Annotated in this window: 15 protein-coding genes; 11 read left to right on the top strand and 4 right to left on the bottom strand. The window is 59.0% G+C overall.

Annotated features, from left to right (window positions below; translation table 11 throughout):
* The first annotated feature begins 19 nt into the window (after positions 1–19).
* Positions 20–721, top strand: coding sequence for an SDR family NAD(P)-dependent oxidoreductase (locus BM017_RS22425; RefSeq protein ID WP_092248473.1), 702 nt, complete (start codon positions 20–22; stop codon positions 719–721).
* Between the two features lie 15 nt (positions 722–736).
* On the opposite strand, the gene BM017_RS22420 is transcribed toward BM017_RS22425, so the two are convergent.
* On the bottom strand, positions 737–1,624 hold the full coding sequence (locus BM017_RS22420; protein ID WP_092248470.1) for an AraC family transcriptional regulator: 888 nt from the start codon (positions 1,622–1,624) through the stop codon (positions 737–739).
* A 122-nt stretch (positions 1,625–1,746) separates the two neighbouring features.
* Between BM017_RS22420 and BM017_RS22415 the strand changes: the two genes are divergently transcribed.
* The 9 genes from BM017_RS22415 to pelG all read left to right on the top strand — a co-directional run bounded on the left by BM017_RS22415 (position 1,747) and on the right by pelG (position 15,863).
* Positions 1,747–2,241 carry a hypothetical protein gene (locus BM017_RS22415; RefSeq protein ID WP_071492462.1) on the top strand — a complete coding sequence of 165 codons (495 nt, stop codon included), beginning with the start codon at positions 1,747–1,749 and terminating at the stop codon, positions 2,239–2,241.
* A 470-nt stretch (positions 2,242–2,711) separates the two neighbouring features.
* Positions 2,712–3,644: an SDR family NAD(P)-dependent oxidoreductase gene (locus BM017_RS22410; RefSeq protein ID WP_092248467.1), complete on the top strand. Its 933-nt coding sequence runs from the start codon at positions 2,712–2,714 to the stop codon at positions 3,642–3,644.
* A 62-nt stretch (positions 3,645–3,706) separates the two neighbouring features.
* On the top strand, positions 3,707–6,520 hold the full coding sequence (locus tag BM017_RS22405) for a bifunctional glycoside hydrolase/polysaccharide deacetylase family protein (RefSeq protein ID WP_092248464.1): 2,814 nt from the start codon (positions 3,707–3,709) through the stop codon (positions 6,518–6,520).
* Positions 6,498–10,097, top strand: a complete 3,600-nt coding sequence (locus BM017_RS22400) for a tetratricopeptide repeat protein (protein ID WP_092248461.1) — start codon at positions 6,498–6,500, stop codon at positions 10,095–10,097. The genes BM017_RS22405 and BM017_RS22400 overlap by 23 nt, the downstream gene beginning before the upstream one ends.
* Before the next feature lie 26 nt (positions 10,098–10,123).
* On the top strand, positions 10,124–10,642 hold the full coding sequence (locus BM017_RS22395) for a penicillin-binding protein activator LpoB (protein ID WP_071492458.1): 519 nt from the start codon (positions 10,124–10,126) through the stop codon (positions 10,640–10,642).
* 5 nt (positions 10,643–10,647) lie between these two features.
* The gene (locus tag BM017_RS22390) at positions 10,648–12,015 is read left to right on the top strand and encodes a PelD GGDEF domain-containing protein (protein WP_071492457.1); all 1,368 of its coding nucleotides are present in this window, start codon (positions 10,648–10,650) and stop codon (positions 12,013–12,015) included.
* Positions 11,993–12,988, top strand: coding sequence for a HEAT repeat domain-containing protein (locus BM017_RS22385; RefSeq protein WP_071492456.1), 996 nt, complete (start codon positions 11,993–11,995; stop codon positions 12,986–12,988). The genes BM017_RS22390 and BM017_RS22385 overlap by 23 nt, the downstream gene beginning before the upstream one ends.
* The gene (gene pelF / locus BM017_RS22380; RefSeq protein WP_092248458.1) at positions 12,978–14,492 is read left to right on the top strand and encodes a GT4 family glycosyltransferase PelF; all 1,515 of its coding nucleotides are present in this window, start codon (positions 12,978–12,980) and stop codon (positions 14,490–14,492) included. The genes BM017_RS22385 and pelF overlap by 11 nt, the downstream gene beginning before the upstream one ends.
* The gene (gene pelG / locus BM017_RS22375; RefSeq protein WP_092248456.1) at positions 14,493–15,863 is read left to right on the top strand and encodes an exopolysaccharide Pel transporter PelG; all 1,371 of its coding nucleotides are present in this window, start codon (positions 14,493–14,495) and stop codon (positions 15,861–15,863) included. It begins immediately after the preceding gene.
* A gap of 149 nt (positions 15,864–16,012) precedes the next feature.
* Here pelG and BM017_RS22370 read toward each other — a convergent pair whose 3' ends face one another.
* Together BM017_RS22370 and BM017_RS22365 are read right to left on the bottom strand one after the other, a co-directional pair.
* Positions 16,013–16,297: a DUF3077 domain-containing protein gene (locus tag BM017_RS22370; RefSeq protein WP_092248453.1), complete on the bottom strand. Its 285-nt coding sequence runs from the start codon at positions 16,295–16,297 to the stop codon at positions 16,013–16,015.
* Positions 16,298–16,604: 307 nt separating this feature from the next.
* Complete coding sequence (locus BM017_RS22365) at positions 16,605–18,218, bottom strand: TIGR04141 family sporadically distributed protein (RefSeq protein WP_092248450.1); 1,614 nt, start codon at positions 18,216–18,218, stop codon at positions 16,605–16,607.
* 248 nt (positions 18,219–18,466) lie between these two features.
* Between BM017_RS22365 and BM017_RS22360 the strand changes: the two genes are divergently transcribed.
* Entirely contained in the window at positions 18,467–19,108 is a 642-nt protein-coding gene (locus tag BM017_RS22360) for a BRCT domain-containing protein (RefSeq protein WP_092248447.1), read from the top strand.
* Positions 19,109–19,363: 255 nt separating this feature from the next.
* On the opposite strand, the gene BM017_RS22355 is transcribed toward BM017_RS22360, so the two are convergent.
* A partial coding sequence (locus BM017_RS22355) for a transposase domain-containing protein (protein WP_139216872.1) occupies positions 19,364–19,660 on the bottom strand: 297 nt, incomplete at its 5' end.

Genomic DNA, 19,660 nt, shown 5'->3' with positions numbered 1-19,660 from the left:
TCCCTACCGGAGCATCCTCATGAAAAAAGTCGTCATCATCACCGGCGCCTCCCAAGGTATCGGCGCCGCGGTCGTCCAGGCCTACCGTGCCCTCGACTACCGCGTAGTCGCCACCTCGCGCTCGATCCAGCCGTCCACCGACCCCGACATCCTCACCGTCGCCGGCGACATCGCCGATCCGGCCACGGCCCAGCGCATCATCCGCGACACCCTGGCCACCTTCGGGCGCATCGACAGCCTGATCAACAACGCTGGCATCTTCATCGCCAAACCCTTCACCGCCTACACCCAGGCGGACTACGCCAACGTGCTTGCGGTGAACCTCCATGGCTTCTTCTACATCACTCAACTTGCGATTGCCGAGATGGAAAAGAACCACGCCGGCCACATCGTCAACGTCACCACCAGCCTGGCTGACCACGCCATTGATGGCGTGCCGTCGGTACTCGCCAACCTCACCAAAGGCGGCTTGAATTCGGCAACCAAATCGTTGGCGATTGAATACGCCAAGCGTGGAATCCGTGTGAACGCAGTGAGTCCGGGCATCATCAAGACGCCGATGCACGGCGAAGAAACCCACGCGGCGCTCGGGCAATTGCACCCGGTCGGGCACATGGGGGAAGTGAGTGACATCGCCCAGGCAATCGTCTACCTGGAAACCGCCGGTTTTGTGACCGGCGAGATTCTGCATGTCGACGGCGGGCAAAGCGCCGGGCACTGATACACACGTCCCGGCCTAGCCCGGCCGGGCGTTGTCATCCCTAGGCGAGCGGCCGAAAAAAGCTTTATAGGCGCGACTGAACGCCGCTTCGGACTCATAGCCAATCGCAAAACCCACTTCTCCGATGCGGCCGTCCTGTTTGGCCAGCATGGTTTTCGCCAGGGTCAGCCGCCATTCATTCTGATACCGAAGCGGCGAGCGGCCGACCAGGGCGCTGAACCGTTCGCAGAAATTCGACCGCGACATGCCCGCCACCTCAGCCAGGTTGTCGATGCGCCATTGCCTGCCCGGTGTTTCGTGAATGGCTTTCAGCACGCGGGCGATACGCGCGTCCGACAACCCACCCAACCATCCGGAAGCGACGCCCTGGTGCACCCAGGTGCGCAGGATGCGAATCACCACCAGGTCGATCAGGCGCGAAATCATTAATGCCCCGCCCGGTTGCGTGTCGTGGGCTTCGAGCAACATGAAATGCAGAATGCCTTCCGCCCATGCGGCGGCGTCGGCTTGCTGGATGTGGATCAGCCGAGGCAGGGCGAACAGCATGGCCTGGAAACTGCTCGCGTCGAACCAGAAGCGGCAGATGACTACGGTTGCCGGCCCATTCAGGGCGGTTAGCGTGATGCCCGTTGGAACGTGGGGCAGCAGGATCACATCGCCTTGCTCCAGCGCTACGGGAGGCTGATCAGCAACGTAGAGATGCAACCGGCCGTGCTGGAGCACGCAGATGTGCGCGCTTCTTTCATCCAGCGTGAGGGGCTGTGCCTCCGTCAGTGTGCAGGAATAAACCCGATCACCCGTCAGGCGGATCTGCGCCAGTACCTGGGACAGCAGGTCGCCCTTGGCCAGCCCTTCCAGCTGCAATTGCGGATGAATGATCAAGTTTTCCAAGGGATTCATCATGTCGGTTCGACCCCGCCCTCACTAAGCTGACCGCCGAGATCATAGCGCGCCGGCGCCATCGGGATGAGCCTTTCCCGCGCTGACCGTTTTTGCACATCATCCAACCACATGGGAACCCCACTATGTTCGGAATCTCCGCTCTCGGCTGGCTGCACACCCTCGGCAGCCTGCCGGCCATTCCACTGGCCGCCTACATGTTTATCCGGCATGGCCGTATCGTGCCTCGGTCAGTGCCGGGGTTGTTGTATTTCGTGTCGATGATGATCGGTGGCCTCACCGTGTTCCTGGTCGCGCATCAGCCCGTCAGCAACGCCATCGGCATCATTACGATTGCGCTGCTGTTGGCGGGCTATGGGGTAGGGCGCGTGGCCTGGCTGGGGCGAGCCCGGGTGTATGTGGAGACGATCTTGCTGAGCCTGACGGCTTTTTTCCTGATGGTGCCCACCGTGTCCGAGACGTTGCGCCGCGTTCCCGATGGTCACCCCTTCGTCACTGACCTGAAATCGCCGGTGCTGCTGGGTGCGCAGGCGGGCATTGCGCTGGCGCTGGTGATCGGCGTGACGGCGCAAATGGTGTACCTGCGCAGGCAGTCGCGCCTCAGCACTGCCCAACGCTGAAAAACCGGGCAGGAACTGCCAGCTTTCATCGTCTAACACCGTGTAGCCGCCCATGAAGTAGGAGCCAGCAATCGTCACGTAAGTCGTCTCGACCACCCAGCCTGGGCCACGAATATGGGTGCAGTAGACGTGATACCTGAAAGGGTGAAAAAAAGACTGCGCCCTATTAGTAGCGTCAAATAAGTGGCAAGCTTGACTCGGGTTTGCCGTTTGGCGGCATCTTAGACAATTTGTTGACAGTCTCTTTTGGATCCACCATGATTCCCGCGATGTTGATGGCTCTAAGCCATTAAAGTGACATTAGTAACGCGCATTCGTCCCATGCTGTGGTTCTTCAAGATTCAGGGATAAGGCGGCTTGGACTCGGATGGCCAGGCGACGTTGGTCAGGGTAGCCCTAAAACACTGTCACCTTTAATTAGCAGGCTCGTTTGTCGGTGCCTGCGCTCGAGTCTCTAGGAAGTAAACTTCATGGCTGTAGGACGAATTCTGGTCACCGGTGGTGCAGGTTTTATTGGTTCACATCTGGTAGATGCGTTGCTGGGCAAAGGCTACAAGATTCGCGTATTGGACAACTTGTCGACCGGTAAGGTGGCTAACCTGCCCGCCGGTAATCCTGATCTGGAACTGCTGGTTGGCGATGTCGCCGACAGCGCCGTGGTCGAGCAAGCCATGGTTGATTGCAGCGCAGTCGTGCATCTGGCTGCGGTTGCGTCGGTGCAGGCCTCGGTAGACGATCCTGTCGCCACTCACCAGGCCAATTTCGTCGGCACTCTCAACGTGTGCCAAAGCATGCTCAAGGCCGGTGTGGCGCGTGTGGTGTTTGCCTCCAGCGCGGCTACCTACGGCAACAACGGCGAAGGCACGGCCATCGCCGAAGACACGCCCAAGTCGCCACTGACGCCTTATGCCAGCGACAAGTTGGCCAGTGAGTACTACCTGGACTTCTACCGTCGCGAGCACGGCCTGGAGCCAGTGATCTTCCGCTTTTTCAATATCTTCGGCCCACGCCAGGATCCGTCTTCGCCGTACTCCGGCGTGATCAGCATCTTCACCGAGCGTGCGCTGGCAGGTAAGCCGATTACCGTCTTTGGTGACGGTGAGCAAACCCGCGACTTCGTCTACGTGCAGGACCTGGTGAGCATCCTCGTCCAGGCGGTGGAGACCCGCGAACCGGCACCTGAAGCCATCAACGTAGGGCTCAGCCGTTCGACCAGTCTCAACGACCTGATCGCTGAGCTGGGCCGTGCCACCGGTACTGCGTTGAACGTGACGTACCAAGCTTCACGTCAAGGCGACATCCGTCATTCGCGCGCGAATAACGCCCGTCTGTTGGAGCGCTTTGCACTCCCGCAACCGACCTCCATTGGCCAGGGTTTGGCGCAGCTGTTGCGCAGCTTGTAGTTCGCCGGTCACTTCGCCCGACGTCTACGCAGTATTGGCTCAGTCATCTTCAAGAGTGAATTATGGAAATCGTTTTCCGCAGGACGCGTATCCGCGCGATCGCTGAGCGGCTGTTGGCTGCTTTTGCCTTATTCGTCGGCGGGCCGACTGTGCACGCTGCTGCCTTGGCCCAACCGAACAGCGTGGCTTTCTGGTATGCCGAGCAACCACCGCTGCCGGAACTGGCGCAGTTCGACTGGGCCGTGGTCGAACCGGGCCACATGACCCCTGGCGATGTGAAAACCTTGCGGGCGTTGGGCAGCCAGCCGTTTGCCTACCTGTCCATCGGTGAGTTTGACGGCAATAAGGCTGAGGTCGAGAAAGCCGGGTTGAGCCACGCGGTTTCCCCTGTGCGTAATCACGCCTGGAACAGCCAGGTGATGGATCTCACGTCGCCGGTCTGGCGCGAGCATCTGTTCGGACGTGCCAAGGCTCTGGAAGCGCAAGGCTATGCGGGTCTGTTCCTCGACACCCTCGACAGTTTCCAACTGATGCCCGAGGCTTCGCGCGAGAACCAGCGCGTCGGCCTGGCCAGCTTGCTGCGTGAGCTGCACAAGCGTCAGCCGAACCTGAAGCTGTTCTTCAACCGTGGTTTCGAAGTGTTGCCTGAGCTGGACGGCGTTGCCGCCGCCGTGGCGGTCGAGTCGATCCATGCCGGTTGGGATGCTTCCGCCAAACGCTATCGCCCGGTGTCCGAGTCCGATCGCCAGTGGCTCGAAACCCACCTGCAACCGCTGCGCGCCAAGGGCGTGCCGCTGGTGGCCATCGACTACTTGCCACCCGAGCGTCGTGAGGAGGCGCGCACGCTCGCCAAGCGTCTGCGCGAAGAGGGGTTCATTCCCTACATCAGTACCCCGGACCTCAACACCCTGGGCATCAGCAGCATCGAGGTCCAGCCGCGCCGTATCGCGATGATCTACGACCCGCGTGAAGGTGCACTGGAAGATGCCGCTGGCCATAGCAACCTGGGTGGTTTGTTGGAGTACCTCGGTTACCGAGTCGATTACCTGCCCGCCGACAGTGACCTGCCGCTCTACGGTTTCAGTGGCTTGTACGCGGGTGTGGTCACCTGGATGACCAGCGGCCCGCCGCAGGATGCATCGGCGTTCAATCGCTTTATCAATGCCCGTCTGGACGAGCAGGTACCAGTGGCGTTTTTCAGTGGTCTGCCGGTTGAAGACAAATTGTTGCTCAAGCGCCTGGGCCTCAAGCTGGATGCGCCGCCCGCCACTCAGGTGTTGACCATCACCCACCAGGACAAGGCCCTGCTGGGCGCATTCGAGGCACCGGTGGTGCCTCGCTCCCGTGACCTGGCAGCGGTCTGCGTATTGCCCAACGGCCCAACCCCGGCGTTGTCCTTGAGCGGTGCCAATGGCGCCGTTTTCAACCCGGTGGTGGTCGGTAAATGGGGGGGACTTGCGCTGGCGCCTTACCTGCTCGAAATCAACAACGAGCGTAGCCGCTGGATTCTCGACCCTTTCGCGTTCCTTCAGGCCAGCCTGCGTCTGCCGGCGCAACCTCGGCCGGACACCACCACCGAAAATGGCCGGCGCATCGCGACCGTGCATATCGATGGCGACGGATTTCCCTCCCGCGCCGAAGTGCGCGGCACTCCCTATGCAGGTCGTCATACCCTGGACGACTACATCAAGCCCAACCCGTTCCTGACGTCGGTGTCGATCATCGAGGGCGAGATCTCGCCGCGTGGCGCGTTCCCCTTCCTGGCCCGCGAGCTGGAGCCGATTGCCCGCGAGATCTTCGCCAACCCTAAAGTCGAAGTGGCCACGCACACCTACAGCCACCCGTTTTTCATGCAGCCGGATAAGGCCGAGAAGCGCGAAAATTTCAACCCGGAATACGGTTTGAACATGAAAATCGCCGGCTACGAAAAAATCGATTTTCGTCGGGAGATTTTTGGCTCGCGCGATTACATCAATCAGAACCTGACTACGCCACAGAAGCCGGTGAAGATGGTGTTCTGGCCAGGCGATGCGCTGCCATCCGCCAGCACCATCAAGCTGGCCTATGACGCGGGCTTGAAAAACGTCAACGGCGCCGAAACCATCATGACCAAGGCCAACCCGTCCCTGACCGGGTTGAACCCGTTGCTGCGGCCGACGCCTGGGGGGTTGCAGTACTACGCGCCGATCATCAACGAAAACCTCTACACCAACCTGTGGAAAGGCCCGTACTACGGCTTCCGTGAGTTGATCGAGACGTTCGAACTGACCGACAGTCCGCGTCGCCTGCGCGGGCTGCACCTCTACTACCACTTCTATTCCAGCACCAAGCAAGCCTCGATCAAGGCCATGCACGAGATCTACGGCTACTTGCGCGAGCAACAGCCGATGTCGTTATGGATGAGCGACTACGTCGACCGTCTGCATGGTCTTTACCAGTCGAGCCTGGCCCGAACGGCGGACGGCGCCTGGCAGATTCGCGGGATGGACGCTCTGCGTACCGTGCGCCTGGATGCACAAATGGGCTGGCCGGACTTGCTCCAATCCCAAGGTGTCGCGGGTGTACGTGACTTGCCGCAAGGGCGCTATGTGGCCCTGAGCAGCGACAAGGCATTGCTCGCATTGCGTGCGGACAGAGATCCCCGCCCTGCGCTGGAGGAGGCCAACGTGCCGTTGCTCGATTGGCGTTACCTGGACGATCGGCGCGTGAGCTTTTCCTTCGCCGGTCAGTTCGACCTGACCTTCACCGTACGCTCGGCAACCGCCTGCCGCGTGGAAGTCGATGGGCAACGATTCGCTGGCAAGGCTTCGGCTGGCCTTTGGACTTTTCAACTTCCCATGAAGCAGGTGAGTAATGGTCAACTCCTCTGCAACTAAAAGCAGCCGCCTGCTCAACCCATGGGCACTGGCGGTGGTCGCTGTCGCCGTGGGTGGCCTGCTGTGGGCAACCTTCCAGCGTGAAGAAGTGTTCCAGCCCGACGGGCGCGAACCCGACGCCGTGTCGGCCAACTATGCCGAGCTGTTGCTGACGGCGCACCCGGATGACGACCATTTGCGTTTGCAATTGGTCGACTTGCTGATTCGCCTGGGTGACTACACCAAGGCGCGCCAACACGTGGACGCCTGGCCCAAGCCGCAGCCGGAGATCCAGGCCTACTATCGCCTGGAGCTGGACGCGCTGATCGCAGCCAGTGGCAACGACCTGTTTGCGCAGCATGCGTTGGTCGAGCGTCTGCAAAGCTTCGATCATCGCAAGCTGCCGGTGGCCCAGCTGCAAAGCCTGGCGAAGCTGGCGTTGACCCTGCAGGCGCCGGCGTTTGCCGCCAGTGTCTTCGAAGAGATCGCAGGGCGTGACCCGGCGCAGCGCACCGAGGCGCTCAAATCAGCCGCGCAGTGGTACTTGGCGGGTGAGCAGCCTGCGCACGCGGCAGACATCTATCTGCAACTCAAGCGTGACGCCCAACAACCGGCCGAACGACGGGAGTACGCGCAACTTGCGTTCAACAGCCTGCTCTCGGCCGGCCGTGACGAGCAGGCCGCGCAAGTGCTGGCTGACGAGCTGCCCCGGCTGACGAACCCGCAGACCGACGTGGCGTGGCTGGAGCAAGGCGTGGATATCGCCGTTGCGACCAGGCAGTTCGACCTGGCCCAGCGCGTGCTCCGGCAGTGGCATGACCTGGAGCCTGGCAACCGCAAAATCCTGGTCAAAGAATTCCAGGTGCGCCTGTCTATCAATGATCTGGCGGGTGCGTGGGAAACCGGTCAGGAGCTGGTCATCGATTACCCGGATGACATCGAGTTGCTGGGGCAAATGGCCAAGCTCGGTGAGTGGCGCGGTGATAACGAAGCCGCGCTGGATTACTGGATTCGCTTGCTCAAACTCAAGGAGGACCCGAAAACCCGCGAGCACGCCTGGCGCCTTGCCAGCCTGCAATTCGACTTCGCCCGCTCGATCCCGTTGCTCGCCGACATCATGCAGCAGCGTGCGCTCACGGACATCGAGCTGGATGCGTTGATCTACGCTCATGAATCCCGTGGTACACCGGCTGAAGCCGAGGCATGGCTGCGCACCTACCTGCGCAAGTACCCGGCCCATCGCCTGGCCTGGACACGCTTGCTGCACAACCTGGAAAACACCGGGCAGTTCGCGGCCAAAGGCAAGCTCTACAAGGACTATGCAAAACGCTACACGCTGACCACCGCCGAATTGGTCGATTGGGCCAGCACGCAAATGAAGCTGTTTGATGAGCCGGCGGCCTGGGAAGTGGTCAAGTCGGACGACTCATCCATCGATGACCCGGAATACTGGCGCACCCGTGCGGCGCTCGCCTGGGACCTGGAGCGCGACGAAGACTTGCGCGTCTCCCTGGAAAAACTGCTGTCCCTCAACGGCAAGCTGACCAGTGGCGACGAGAGCCAGTTGATCACTCTGTATCGCACCCGTGACCCGCAGCGTGCCTTGAAGTTGATGGTCGACAGCTGGCACCGCGCCCAGGATCCGCAACGGTTGGTCGAGGCGCTGCAACTGGCCCAGGAGCTGCACGAGTGGGATCAGGTCGTTACCCTGTTGGAAGACGCCAGGCAATACCCGCAGGCCTACGAGCAAGCCCAGGTCCTGGCGGTACGCGGTGCCTTGGCGGTGGAGCAGGGCGATCCCTCCGAGGCCGAGCGTCTCTATCTGCTGGGCTTGTCGCGCTACCCCGATGACAACCTGTTCCGCGAGCGTTTGACCTGGCTGTATGTCGACCAGGCCGACACGGCAAAACTCAAACTCCTGCTGGTCAAATGGCGTGCCTATGCACGGGCAGACCGCCTGCTCTGGCTGCCGTTCGCCAGCGCCAGCCAGCTGTTGGGGCGCGATGCCGAGGCGTTGGCCTGGTATCGCATGTACCTCAAGCTCAGCCCGAACGACTGGCTGGTGCAGGCCGCGTATGCCGATGCACTGGACACATCCGGCTACCAGGACGCCGCCCAGCGCCTGCGCTTGAAGTTGCTGCGCAGCCCCGAGGCCGACAACCTGCAACCCTCGTCCCAACGCTATGCGATCTGGCTGCGCTTGATGTCGAGCAGCTACTCGCCGCAGAAGGCCCAGCAAGAATTGCTGAAGTGGAAAGACGGTTCGCCGTCGATGAAACAGCTGTGGTTCGAACGCCTGCTGGCCCGCCTGGATGCGACCAACCAGCCAGCGCAGAAAGACGACTGGCTGGCCTGGGCACGCACCCAAGGGCTCAAGGTCGACCGTTACGAGCAGATCCAGGAAGCCTTGCGCAGCCGCAATAAAGCCCAGGTCGAAACCCTGTTGGCCAGCAGCGACCTGAACCCGGCGCAGCGCGCACAGGCGCTCAGCCGTTTGGGGCGTACCAACGAGGCACTGGACACCAGCCTGTCCGCACTGGGCGACGACCAGCCGGATTCGGTGAACGAGCAACTGCGTCGCCAGGCGGTGGAGATCCACGAAGCCACCCCGCAAGGCGCATTGCTGTCGTATCAGAAACAGGATTTCGGTGGCTTGTCGTTTGACTCGCCGCGCCTGGAAATCGCCCATAACCTGGGTGACAACTGGTACGCCGATGTCGAGATGGAACACGGCAACTATAAAGGCGACGACGTCATCTCTTCGCGCATCGGCGACGAGAGCAACGCGGCCCTGACCTTGGTGCGCGCGGTGGAAAACGGCAGCTGGAAGCTGTTCGCCGACACCAGCCAACGCAAGGACGACGACCGTAACGGCCTGGGCCTGTCGCGCCTGTGGCAGTTGGGCAACAGCCACCAGATCGAGACCGGCCTGGACTGGCATCGCAAGAGCGACGACAGCGGCCTGATGCGGGCTTTCGGCCAGCAGGACCGCGCCTGGGTCGGCGGCCGTCACGGCCTGACTGCGCGGGACCAGTTGAGCTGGGAAGTGGCGCAGCGCTCGTTCTCGACCCGTGCCGGCGACTCGTTGGGCAGCGGTCATGCGCTGAAGCTGGAGCTTAACCACACGCTGGAATTCGCCGGGCCTAACTGGACGGTGCGCAGTGGTGTGGATTACCAGAAGAACAACGTGAAGGATCGCAACCTGGATTACCTCTCCAGCGACTTCAAAGGCCCGATTCGAGTGCCTGATGTCGCGCCGCCTGAGCCGGGTGACCCGATCGAGTTGCAGACCATCCCGTCGGGCGACCTCCTGCAAAGCCGCTACGGCCAACTCTATGTCGGTACGTCCTGGCGTCGCGGCATCCCCGGTGCGCTGGTGCGCAGCAAGCCGCAATACACCTGGCTGGTGGACATGACGGCGGGTTGGCAGTGGACCGACCAAACCTTCAACTACGGCGTCAACACGGGCATTGGTTTCGAAGTGCTGGGTGACGACGAACTGGCCCTCACCTTCGGCTACCAATCTGCGCCACAAGGCGGGGATGGCAAGTCCGGCGGCACACTGGGCATGAGCTACGGCGTGCGTTTCGGGCGCTGATTACAGAATCTACGGGAGAAAAACCTATGCAAGCAATTCGTAACCTGAGCCTGGCCCTGACAGTGCTGTTCGTCGCCGGCTGCTCCAGCTTCACCAGTGAAAACAGCCCTGACCTGCCGCGTAACGCGCAGTGGGGCATCGTGCCGATGATCAACTATTCGCAGACCCCGCAAGCCGGTGAGCGCAGCGAGCAGATCCTGCTCAGCGTACTCAGCAGCCATGGCCTGCAACCGCGTGTTTATCCGACCAGCACCCAGGGTGAGCAGGCGCTGATGGACGACAACGAGCGCCTGACCGGTGCCCTGGAATGGGCACGTGAGCAAAAGCTCGATTACGTCATCGCCGGCAGCGTCGAAGAGTGGCAGTACAAGAACGGCCTGGATGGCGAGCCGGCGGTGGGCATCAGCCTGCGTGTGCTGGACGCCAACAGTGGTCGTGTGCTCTGGAGCAAAAGCGGCGCGCGCGCCGGTTGGTCCCGTGAAAGCCTGGCGGGCAATGCTCAGACGGTAATCGACAAACTGGTTGGCGCCCTTCGATTCGAGTGAACGCAATGAATTCTCCACACATGGATTACAGCCTGGCGCCTCGCGCCAGCGGGCCGGTGTCTTGGCTGGAAACACTCCTGGTAACGGGCTTGGCCATTGGCCTCGGCTTCTGGCTGACTCCCGAAGACCCGTTGCAAATGCACGGTGGTTTCCCCTGGCCAATCCTGGCGCCACTGCTGTTGGGGGTGCGTTACGGTTTTGTGCGCGGCCTGTTCAGCGCCGTGCTGCTGGTGGCGGCGCTGTTTGCCCTGCGCTACACCGGGCATGCAGGTTATACCCAGCTTGAGCCCTCGTTCATCGTCGGTGTGCTGGTGTGCGGGATGCTGGTGGGTGAGGTTCGCGACCTGTGGGTGCGCCGCCTGGAGCGTCTGCAGATGGCTAACGAATACCGTCAGTACCGCCTCGACGAATTCACCCGTGCCCACCAGATCCTGCGGGTGTCCCATGACCTGCTGGAGCAGCGCGTGGCCGGCAGTGACCAGAGCCTGCGCAGCTCGTTGCTGGGCCTGCGTGAAAAACTGCGCGGCATGCCGGTCGAAGGCGACGCATTGAGCGAGCTGGCCGAGCCGATCGTGGCGATGCTCGGCCAATACGGTGCATTGCGTGTGGCGGGTTTGTACCGCGTCGACGACAGCGAGAAAAACCTACTGCCCCAGGCCTTGGCGATGATCGGCGTGATGGGGCCGCTGGAAACCGATGACGGTTTGATCCGGCTATGCCTGGAACGCGGCGAACTGGTGAGCGTACGCCAGGAACTGATCGACGCCGGTAACGCCGCGCAGTTTTCCGCGCTGCAGGCCTGCATCCCGTTGATCGATGCCGAAGGCCGCTTGCTGGCGATCCTGGCGGTTCGGCAAATGCCGTTCTTTGCGTTCCAGGACCGCACCTTGAGCCTCTTGTCGCTGCTGGCCGGCCACATTGCCGACCTGTTGCGCCGCGATCCGCAAGTGCTGAGCCTGCCCGATGCGCACGCCCAGCAGTTTTCGTTGCAGCTCAAGCGGTCGTTGGTGGACGTGGAACAGCACACATTGCCCGCCGGGTTGTTCGCGTTCGAGATGACGCGCGCCAACGAGGAACTGTCGCGTCTGATGGAGCGCAGCCAACGTGGCCTGGACTTGCACCTGGCGGTGCGCAACAACCGCGAACATCGCCTGCTGCTGGTGCTGTTGCCGTTGACCAGCCCGGAAGGTACCGAAGGTTACCTGGCGCGGATTGGCATGCTGTTGCACGAGCACTTTGGTATCGACACGGACCTGGACAGCCTGGGTGTGCGGGCCATGCCTTTCAACCTGGAGCCTGGCTGTGATCGCAACGGGCTGCGTAACTTCCTCTACAACGAGTGTGGCCTGAATGATCAGCAAGTGGCTGTTTAGCGGCGCCGTGCTGCTGGAGGCGGGCAGTTGGGCCAGTCTGTGGCTCGATGCGCCGCAGATGCACCAACTGCTGGTGTTCACCTTCAGCCATGGCTTGGCCTGCCTGATGCTGTGCGGCGCCGTATGGTTGCTGTTGCCGGCGCGCTACCGGGCGCCTTTGCCGTGGAGCCCACTGTTCATTTTCAGCCTGGCGTTCTTTGTGCCGGTGATCGGCACCCTGGGCGTGGTTGCGTCGATCTTCCCGGCGCTGTACCTGCCGCGTAAACGCGACCAGCAGGCGTGGCGATCGGTCGGTATCCCAAGCCTGCCGTTCCGTGCGCAGGCCCAGACACGCACGCCGATTTTCGCCGATGGCGGTTTGCAGGACGTGCTGCGCCACGCGCCCGATCCCGATCAGCGTCTGGCCGCTTTGCTGGCGACTCGCCGCATGCCTGGCAAGGACGCGGTACCCATCCTCAAGCTGGCCTTGGGTGACCCCAGTGATGACGTGCGTCTCCTGGCGTACTCGATGCTCGACAAGCAGGAAAGTGACATCAACCTGCACATTCAGATGGCGTTGGAACAGTTGGCCGGCGTCAGCCCCCGAACTGCCGGCCCGGTGCACAGCATGCTGGCGCGATGGTATTGGGAATTGGCCTACCTCGGCCTGGCCCAAGGCAGTGTGCTCGAACACGTGCTGAACCAGGCCAGCGAGCATGCCGAGCAAGGTCTGGCGGCCGGTGAGGGCGGTGAGCTGTTGCTGCTGGCCGGCCGTATTGCCCTGGAGCGCGGTGAAAACGAGCGAGCCGAGGCCCTCTTGCACGAGGCTGAGCGAAACGGTCTGGGTGAGGCTCAATTACTGCCTTTCCATGCCGAGCTGGCGTTTGAAGCGGGTCGCTATCACGAAATCCCCGGGCTGCTCGCCAGGCTGCCGGAAGAAACCCGTCAGCGGCCACCCTTTGCTGAGTTGGTGAGGAGCTGGAATGAATCATAAGGAAGCCACCCCGACGGCCGACATCTGCCTGCTGCTGGAAGGCACCTGGCCTTACGTGCGCGGCGGCGTATCGAGCTGGATTCACCAGATGATCCTCGGCCTGCCGGAGCTGACTTTTTCGGTGATGTTCATCGGTGGTCAGCGCTCGGCGTACACCTCGCGGCGTTATGAAGTGCCGGTGAACGTGGTGCACATCGAAGAGGTGTTCCTCGAAGACGCGACGCACCCCGCCGATACCCGTGGCACGCCGCGCGATGCCGACCCGCAGCAGTTGGCCGACCTGTATCGCTTTTTGCACCACCCGGACCCGCCCGAGCGGGAACTGGGTGAGCGCCTGCTCAATTGCATCGCCGAGGGCCATATGACCCTGGATGATGTACTGCGCAGCCGTGCCAGTTGGGAAACCCTCAGCGAAGGCTACCGCCAGCACTGCGCCGACCCGTCTTTTGTCAACTATTTCTGGACGCTGCGTTCGTTGCAGTCGCCGTTGCTGATGCTCGCCGAGGCCTCGCGCAAGATGCCGCCCGCGCGGGTGCTGCACTCGATTTCCACCGGTTACGCCGGGCTGCTGGGCTGCATCCTCAAGCACCGCTGGAAATGCACTTATCTGCTGAGCGAACACGGTATCTATACCAAGGAGCGCAAGATCGATCTGGCCCAGGCCACCTGGATTGCCGAAACCTCCGGGCAGGCGCTCAACCGCAGCCTCGACGGGGGCTCGGGGTATATCCGGACCCTGTGGGTGCGCTACTTCGAACGGATCGGCCAACTGGCCTACAACAGCGCCGACAAGATCATTGCCTTGTATGACGGCAACCGTCAGCGTCAGATCAAGGACGGTGCCGATCCGAGCCGCACGGCGTTGATCGCCAATGGCATCGACCTGTCGCAGTGGTCCCGCGCCATGGAAACCCGTGAGCCGGGCATTGCACCGGTGGTTGGGTTGATCGGGCGCGTGGTGCCGATCAAGGACGTGAAAACATTCCTGCGTGCCATGCGCGGCGTGATCAGCGCCATGCCGCATGCCGAAGGCTGGATTGTCGGCCCCGAGGAAGAAGACCCGGAATACGTAAGTGAATGCCGCAGCTTGATGGCGAGCCTGGGGCTTGAAGGCAAAGTGCACTTCCTGGGTTTCCAGCGCATCCAGGACATCTTGCCCAAGCTTGGCCTGATGGTGCTGACCTCGATCAGCGAAGCACAACCCTTGGTGATCCTCGAAGCCTGGGCTGCCGGTACGCCGGTCGTCAGCAGCGACGTCGGCTCATGCCGCGAACTGATCGAAGGCGGCAGCGCCGAAGACCGCGACCTGGGCGTGGCGGGCAAGGTGGTGGCGATTGCCGACCCACAGGCGACGTCCGCCGCGATCCTGGAACTACTGCGCAGCCCCGAGCGCTGGCAGGCTGCACAGGCCGCCGGCTTGCTGCGGGTCAACCGTTACTACACCGAAGCCCTGATGCTGCAGCGCTACCGCGACCTGTACCAGGCCGCCATGGAGAATAGTTAAATGGCCGGTATTGGCTTCGAACTGCGCAAGATCCTCTCGCGCGACTCATACACCGCCACCTTGCACGCCTATGTGTATGCAGGCCTGATCAGCTCCGGCCCGTGGGTGCTGTCGATCATCAGCGTAATGCTGGTGGGCATCATCAGCCTGGGCCTGCTGTTGCCCAACTCATTGGTGGGGCAGTTTCTGGTCACGGTGACGTACCTGATGGCCAGCTCATTGATCCTGACCGGTGGCCTGCAGTTGTTCTTCACCCGCTTCGTGTCCGACCAGTTGTTCGAGCACAACTACGAGCAGATCCTGCCCAACCTGCTGGGCATATTGTTGATGGTGACGGTCGGTGCCGGGGTGCTGGGGGTTATCGTGCTGGCGCTGCTGTTCGATCAACCGCTGGTCTACCGCGTGCTGGTGCTGTCGAACTTCGTGGTGCTGTGCAACCTGTGGCTGGTGATCATCTTTCTCTCGGGGATGAAGAAATACAACCGCATCCTGCTGGTGATGGTAGTGGGTTACTCGCTGATGGTCGCGTGCGCCTACCTGCTGAGCTTCCTGAAGATGCCCGGCCTGTTGCTGGCGCTGCTGATCGGGCACGGCAGCCTGTTGTTCCTGTACCTGTACGACATCCTGCGCGAGTACCGTGCCGAGAAAATGATTGCGTTTGATTTTCTCAATCGTCGCAACGTGTTCCTCAGCCTGCTGGTGACCGGGTTCTTCTACAACTTCGGCATCTGGGTGGACAAAATCCTGTTCTGGTTCAACCCAGGCACTTCCAACGAAGTCATAGGCCCGCTGCGCGCCTCGATCCTGTACGACATGCCGATCTTCATCGCTTACTTGGCGATCATCCCCGGCATGGCCGTGTTCCTGGTGCGTATCGAGACCGACTTTGCCGAGTGGTACGACCGCTTGTTCCGTGCCATCCGCGATGGCGAGACCTTGCAGCACATCGGCTCGCTGAAAACCGAGATGACCCTCTCCATCCGCCAGGGCCTGCTGGAAATCTGCAAAGTCCAAGGCCTGACCGTGGTGCTGCTGTTCCTCTTCGCCCCGCGCCTGCTGGAGTGGATCGGCATCTCCAGCTACTACCTGCCACTGTTCTACATCGACTTGATCGGCGTGAGCATCCAGGTGGTCTTCATGGCGTTGCTCAACGTGTTCTTCTACCTCGACAAACGCCGCGTGGTCCTGGAGCTGTGCGTACTGTTTGCCGTACTCAACGCAGCCCTGACCCTGCTCAGCATGCACCTGGGGCCCAGTTTCTTCGGCTACGGGTTTACGTTGTCGTTGCTGGTGTGCGTATTGCTGGGGCTGGCGCGGTTGTCGTCGGCGCTGGAAGACCTGGAGTATGAGACGTTTATGTTGGCGCGGTGATTGGGTTTCAGGTGGTGTGAGAAAGGCACTTGGCGTTCGCGGCAAGTGCCTTTTTTGTTGGGGGCTGGATGGGGCTTTATAGAGAGCGATAACGAACCTCGCCACAAGTTGGACTGCACCATGGCGAGGACAGGCCTTTTCAGTGAGGTCTACTGCGCGCTATTGCCGGGTGACTCCAACACCTTCACCACGTCATCAATCACCGCCTTGCTCATCTCCTGCAAATAATGCGAAGCCCAGGCATAACGGTCCGTCTCCCGCGTCATCGCCGCCTCTTCTGCGAGCAGCTTGGCGACATGGAGCAGGTCGGAAACATGGTGCAAGGCTTCATGCAGGGAAACACCGCTATTGACGCGGAACAGAGGTTGGTCGGAGTGAAAGGAGAAGGGGGTGACGCCGAGGGTGGTTAACGCAGACGGACTTGTAGCGGTCATTGGTAAAACTCCCATATCTGGTGAGAGCTACCACGTTCGTTCTCAGGCGAATGGGTGGCAGCTGTGCGCAGGCTGAGAAACCGGAGATACAGGAACCCGGCAGACCCGAAGGTCTCCCACGCACAGCCGCCATTGCACGAAATGGTGGGCGAAAAAAAACGCCTGCAAATCGGGTTTTGGGGCGCTTGGTGCGCCTGCATCTTGCCGGGTTCTCAGGCCCGATCGCTGAATTGGCAGCGATTGAGGTAGATTAGCGTGGTGGGCTCATAGGTGCAACAGAAAGCAAAATGTATGTAAATCTTGCTAGTTACCTAGGTTTACATTTTTTCTTTATCAATAAGTTTGGATCTACGTCTATAGCAACTATTTCAACCTGATAGTTAAGCCCTTTTAGTATTTTTAATGCGTTCTTTAAAGTTACTTTGGAGAAGAATGGTAGTTCTAACGGCAGTTTTTTTGTTGTTGCGATGGCATACACTATTTTGTAAGTGCTAGGGTCTGGACGAGGCTCAGGATCTGCCAGCTTTATAGAATTTGGCAGTTTTGAGTTAAGTTTTTTTCTAAAGTCAGCGTCTCGAACGAATGCTTCTGCAGATACGCAGCCTTGCGAAAATAAATGGCTTAAAGTGCTAGAGCTTCTATAGTATTTTATATGTATTAGTTCTTTTCCGTTTTTTATAACGTCGCAAAATTCCAATTTGTCGTAGGCGCCACCAATTTTTATATTTCTCTTGTCTAGCAACTCGAAAGCAGGATCTGAAGCCAGTTTTAAATTATAATCCTCCTCTCTATCCTCTTCATAGCGAGGAAGCGGGTCACTGTATATGGTTAAAGATGACAAGTGGTTATCTATTGTTTTTACAAAGCTGGCATTCACTTTGTACCAAGTAGCATTGCGTAATATGTAGCTTTCACCGCTATACGATATCTCTGCATAAAGACATTTGTAGGCGGGCCAGCTCTTTACGGGTTTGTATAAATTATCGTTTATGTGGACTTGAGTGTGTTTCAGTGATTCGATAGATAGTGGCAAGGATTTGGATTTCAGGTGGTCTAGTAGATGCTTCAGTTCGAGTACGACATGTCGTTCGGTCCTAGGATAAAGGTCAAATGAATAACCTATCTGGGTTTCCCAATCGACAATCTCTGGTTCGCCTAACCAAAAATTATCAAGGCTTGGCCCGTTTAGTAGGGTCTCAAGTTCTATATCTAGAATTTCTACATCGTCGATATCTCGGACACGGTTTATGTTTTCGACCCATTCGAAAATTTCAGGCAGTTTTTGCTTATACCTAATTAGAGCTTCTTGCAAAATCAGGCTCAAATGGTCAAGATCTAAGGGTGTTATAACTGTAAAAGCATCTCTGCCAGTGATGTGGCTTCCGAAAATTTCTACTGTTGAACTGCCCGTAACTGTAGACAGTATTTCTATCTCAGAGTCCATTCGCAGGTCGAATATATCCACCTCTTTTGTACTTTGTGTCCTTGAGTTTAACGGGTTGTGGTCGTAACTTGATTTGTCTAGGCTTCTAAGTTTGTCTGGATCTACGGAGTTTAGGGTCACTCTAAGGCCAAAGTCTCTCTCTATAGTCTCCTCGTTTAAAAGATGAAAGCCAGTGCCGAACGTAATTATAAATTTCTGCTGAGAAATACTTATAACTAAGGCTGCGCCGACACTACTGCTGTTACCGAAATCATCGGCCGAAACTTCCTGCCGGGAAGTAAAAATTTGAGTCCAAGGCGGAGAGTGTATTGGTGGCTCTTTTTTTATATATAGATTTGCTTTCTCTATGCCTTGTATTTCTAAGGAAATTGCTGGTTTTGCATTCTCAATCTTGAGCAGTTCTAAATCATCGCTCTTGCCATTCTTTGCTAGATAAATTGAAAGCTTTTCTTTTCTTTCTTTTGTTTTTTTTGGCATGGCGTTTCACTCCTTGAGGCGCGTTGTCTAGGAGCAACAATACATCAATGTTGGCATAAGGCCACCATAAATTCAGGGCTGTCAATCGCAAAAAATCGTCATATTCAGCGAGTCAACTGGAAAGGGGGCAGATCTATTTTCCAGATTCAATATGGGATATGTGCGCGCAGTGGTGCTAGCGTTGAATACCACGTCGACTTACTAAAGCGTCGATATCAAGCCAGTTCCCACCCCAAGGAAAACCCGTAATGGATCTATACCACGAGTTCGAAAACAGTAAATTCTTCAACCGTGCCCGTATCGATCGTCGCGCCGCCGACGCCTTGGTGGGGTTGGCCGCTGGAATTACTGCGGATGGTGTGGTGAACATATCGGAAGCGGTTTTTCTAAAGCAATGGCTGGAACACAATCTCGCGCATCTGAACGATCCGGTGATCAATCTGCTGTATTCGCGTTTGGCGTGCATGCTTCAGGACGATGCGCTAGACGTGGATGAGTCCCAGGAGTTGCTTAACATTCTGCGTGGTTTTTCTGGAGTGGACATTGAGAGAGCGAAGGTCGGCGGCACAGTTGCCGTTACTCCTACGGACCTGCCCTTCAATTCACCAGCCCCTGATTTGGTGTGGGATGGCCGGATGTTTGTATTTACGGGTGTCATGAGCTTTGGGCCGCGCAAGGATTGTCAGGCGCTGGTCGAAGAACGAGGCGGTTTGATTGGGGGCGGTGTGAGCAAGAAGGTGCACTACCTAGTGGTCGGAAGCGTGGGTAATGAGCAGTGGCGCCATAGTACCTATGGGACGAAGATCATGAAGGCAGTGGAGTTGCGGGAGGCAGGAGCTTCGATTGCCATTGTGGGTGAGGATCATTGGCAAAGGATGCTGTTTGGTTGAGGTCGCTGCGTTTTTGGTGTCTTGGGAAACGCAGGCCTTTCTTTGGAGGAAAAAGGGGTCCGACGGGGAAAAAGGGGTCAGACCACCATTATTGAAACCATGCTCTGACCCCTATTTTCGTTGGCTGACAGCGTGAGATTAGATGTCGCCACCGGTGGATCACTTTTCGAAGGGACTACAGATCCAGATGGTTTCTGTGAGTCAGAAGATTGTAAGCGATCCATAAACCCACCTATCCCAAGGTGAGTCAACGGTTTACCGTGGCATCTCCGGTGAGCAGTTCCACGGCAGCAAGGCTTCGTAGTCTTCGACCGTCGAGGCATATGGCAACCGCTCCAGTACGTGGCGCAGCCACGTATAGGGCTCCTGGCCGTTGACCTTGGCGGTCTCGACCAAGCTGTAAATCTTTGCGCTGGCGGCGGCGCCGTTGACGGTATCACTGAACAACCAAGCTTTGCGTCCGATCACAAACGGCTTGATCGCTCTTTCAGCGGCGTTGTTGTCGATGGGTAAATAACCCGCTTCGACATAGCGCTCCAGTCGGTTCCAGTT

It is taken from the genome of Pseudomonas sp. NFPP04 (assembly GCF_900113815.1).
In the GTDB taxonomy this organism is placed as follows: domain Bacteria; phylum Pseudomonadota; class Gammaproteobacteria; order Pseudomonadales; family Pseudomonadaceae; genus Aquipseudomonas; species Aquipseudomonas extremorientalis.
The sequence above is the reverse complement of the archived record's forward strand: the minus strand, read 5'-3'. Positions and strand labels throughout refer to the sequence as shown.

Bases quoted from the DNA above. Each gene is read 5' to 3' on its own strand.
- BM017_RS22425 (WP_092248473.1), top strand. From the start codon at position 20: ATGAAAAAAGTCGTCATCATCACCGGCGCCTCCCAAGGTATCGGCGCC.
- BM017_RS22420 (WP_092248470.1), bottom strand. From the start codon at position 1,624: ATGATGAATCCCTTGGAAAACTTGATCATTCATCCGCAATTGCAGCTG.
- BM017_RS22415 (WP_071492462.1), top strand. From the start codon at position 1,747: ATGTTCGGAATCTCCGCTCTCGGCTGGCTGCACACCCTCGGCAGCCTG.
- BM017_RS22410 (WP_092248467.1), top strand. From the start codon at position 2,712: ATGGCTGTAGGACGAATTCTGGTCACCGGTGGTGCAGGTTTTATTGGT.
- BM017_RS22405 (WP_092248464.1), top strand. From the start codon at position 3,707: ATGGAAATCGTTTTCCGCAGGACGCGTATCCGCGCGATCGCTGAGCGG.
- BM017_RS22400 (WP_092248461.1), top strand. From the start codon at position 6,498: ATGGTCAACTCCTCTGCAACTAAAAGCAGCCGCCTGCTCAACCCATGG.
- BM017_RS22395 (WP_071492458.1), top strand. From the start codon at position 10,124: ATGCAAGCAATTCGTAACCTGAGCCTGGCCCTGACAGTGCTGTTCGTC.
- BM017_RS22390 (WP_071492457.1), top strand. From the start codon at position 10,648: ATGAATTCTCCACACATGGATTACAGCCTGGCGCCTCGCGCCAGCGGG.
- BM017_RS22385 (WP_071492456.1), top strand. From the start codon at position 11,993: ATGATCAGCAAGTGGCTGTTTAGCGGCGCCGTGCTGCTGGAGGCGGGC.
- pelF (WP_092248458.1), top strand. From the start codon at position 12,978: ATGAATCATAAGGAAGCCACCCCGACGGCCGACATCTGCCTGCTGCTG.
- pelG (WP_092248456.1), top strand. From the start codon at position 14,493: ATGGCCGGTATTGGCTTCGAACTGCGCAAGATCCTCTCGCGCGACTCA.
- BM017_RS22370 (WP_092248453.1), bottom strand. From the start codon at position 16,297: ATGACCGCTACAAGTCCGTCTGCGTTAACCACCCTCGGCGTCACCCCC.
- BM017_RS22365 (WP_092248450.1), bottom strand. From the start codon at position 18,218: ATGCCAAAAAAAACAAAAGAAAGAAAAGAAAAGCTTTCAATTTATCTA.
- BM017_RS22360 (WP_092248447.1), top strand. From the start codon at position 18,467: ATGGATCTATACCACGAGTTCGAAAACAGTAAATTCTTCAACCGTGCC.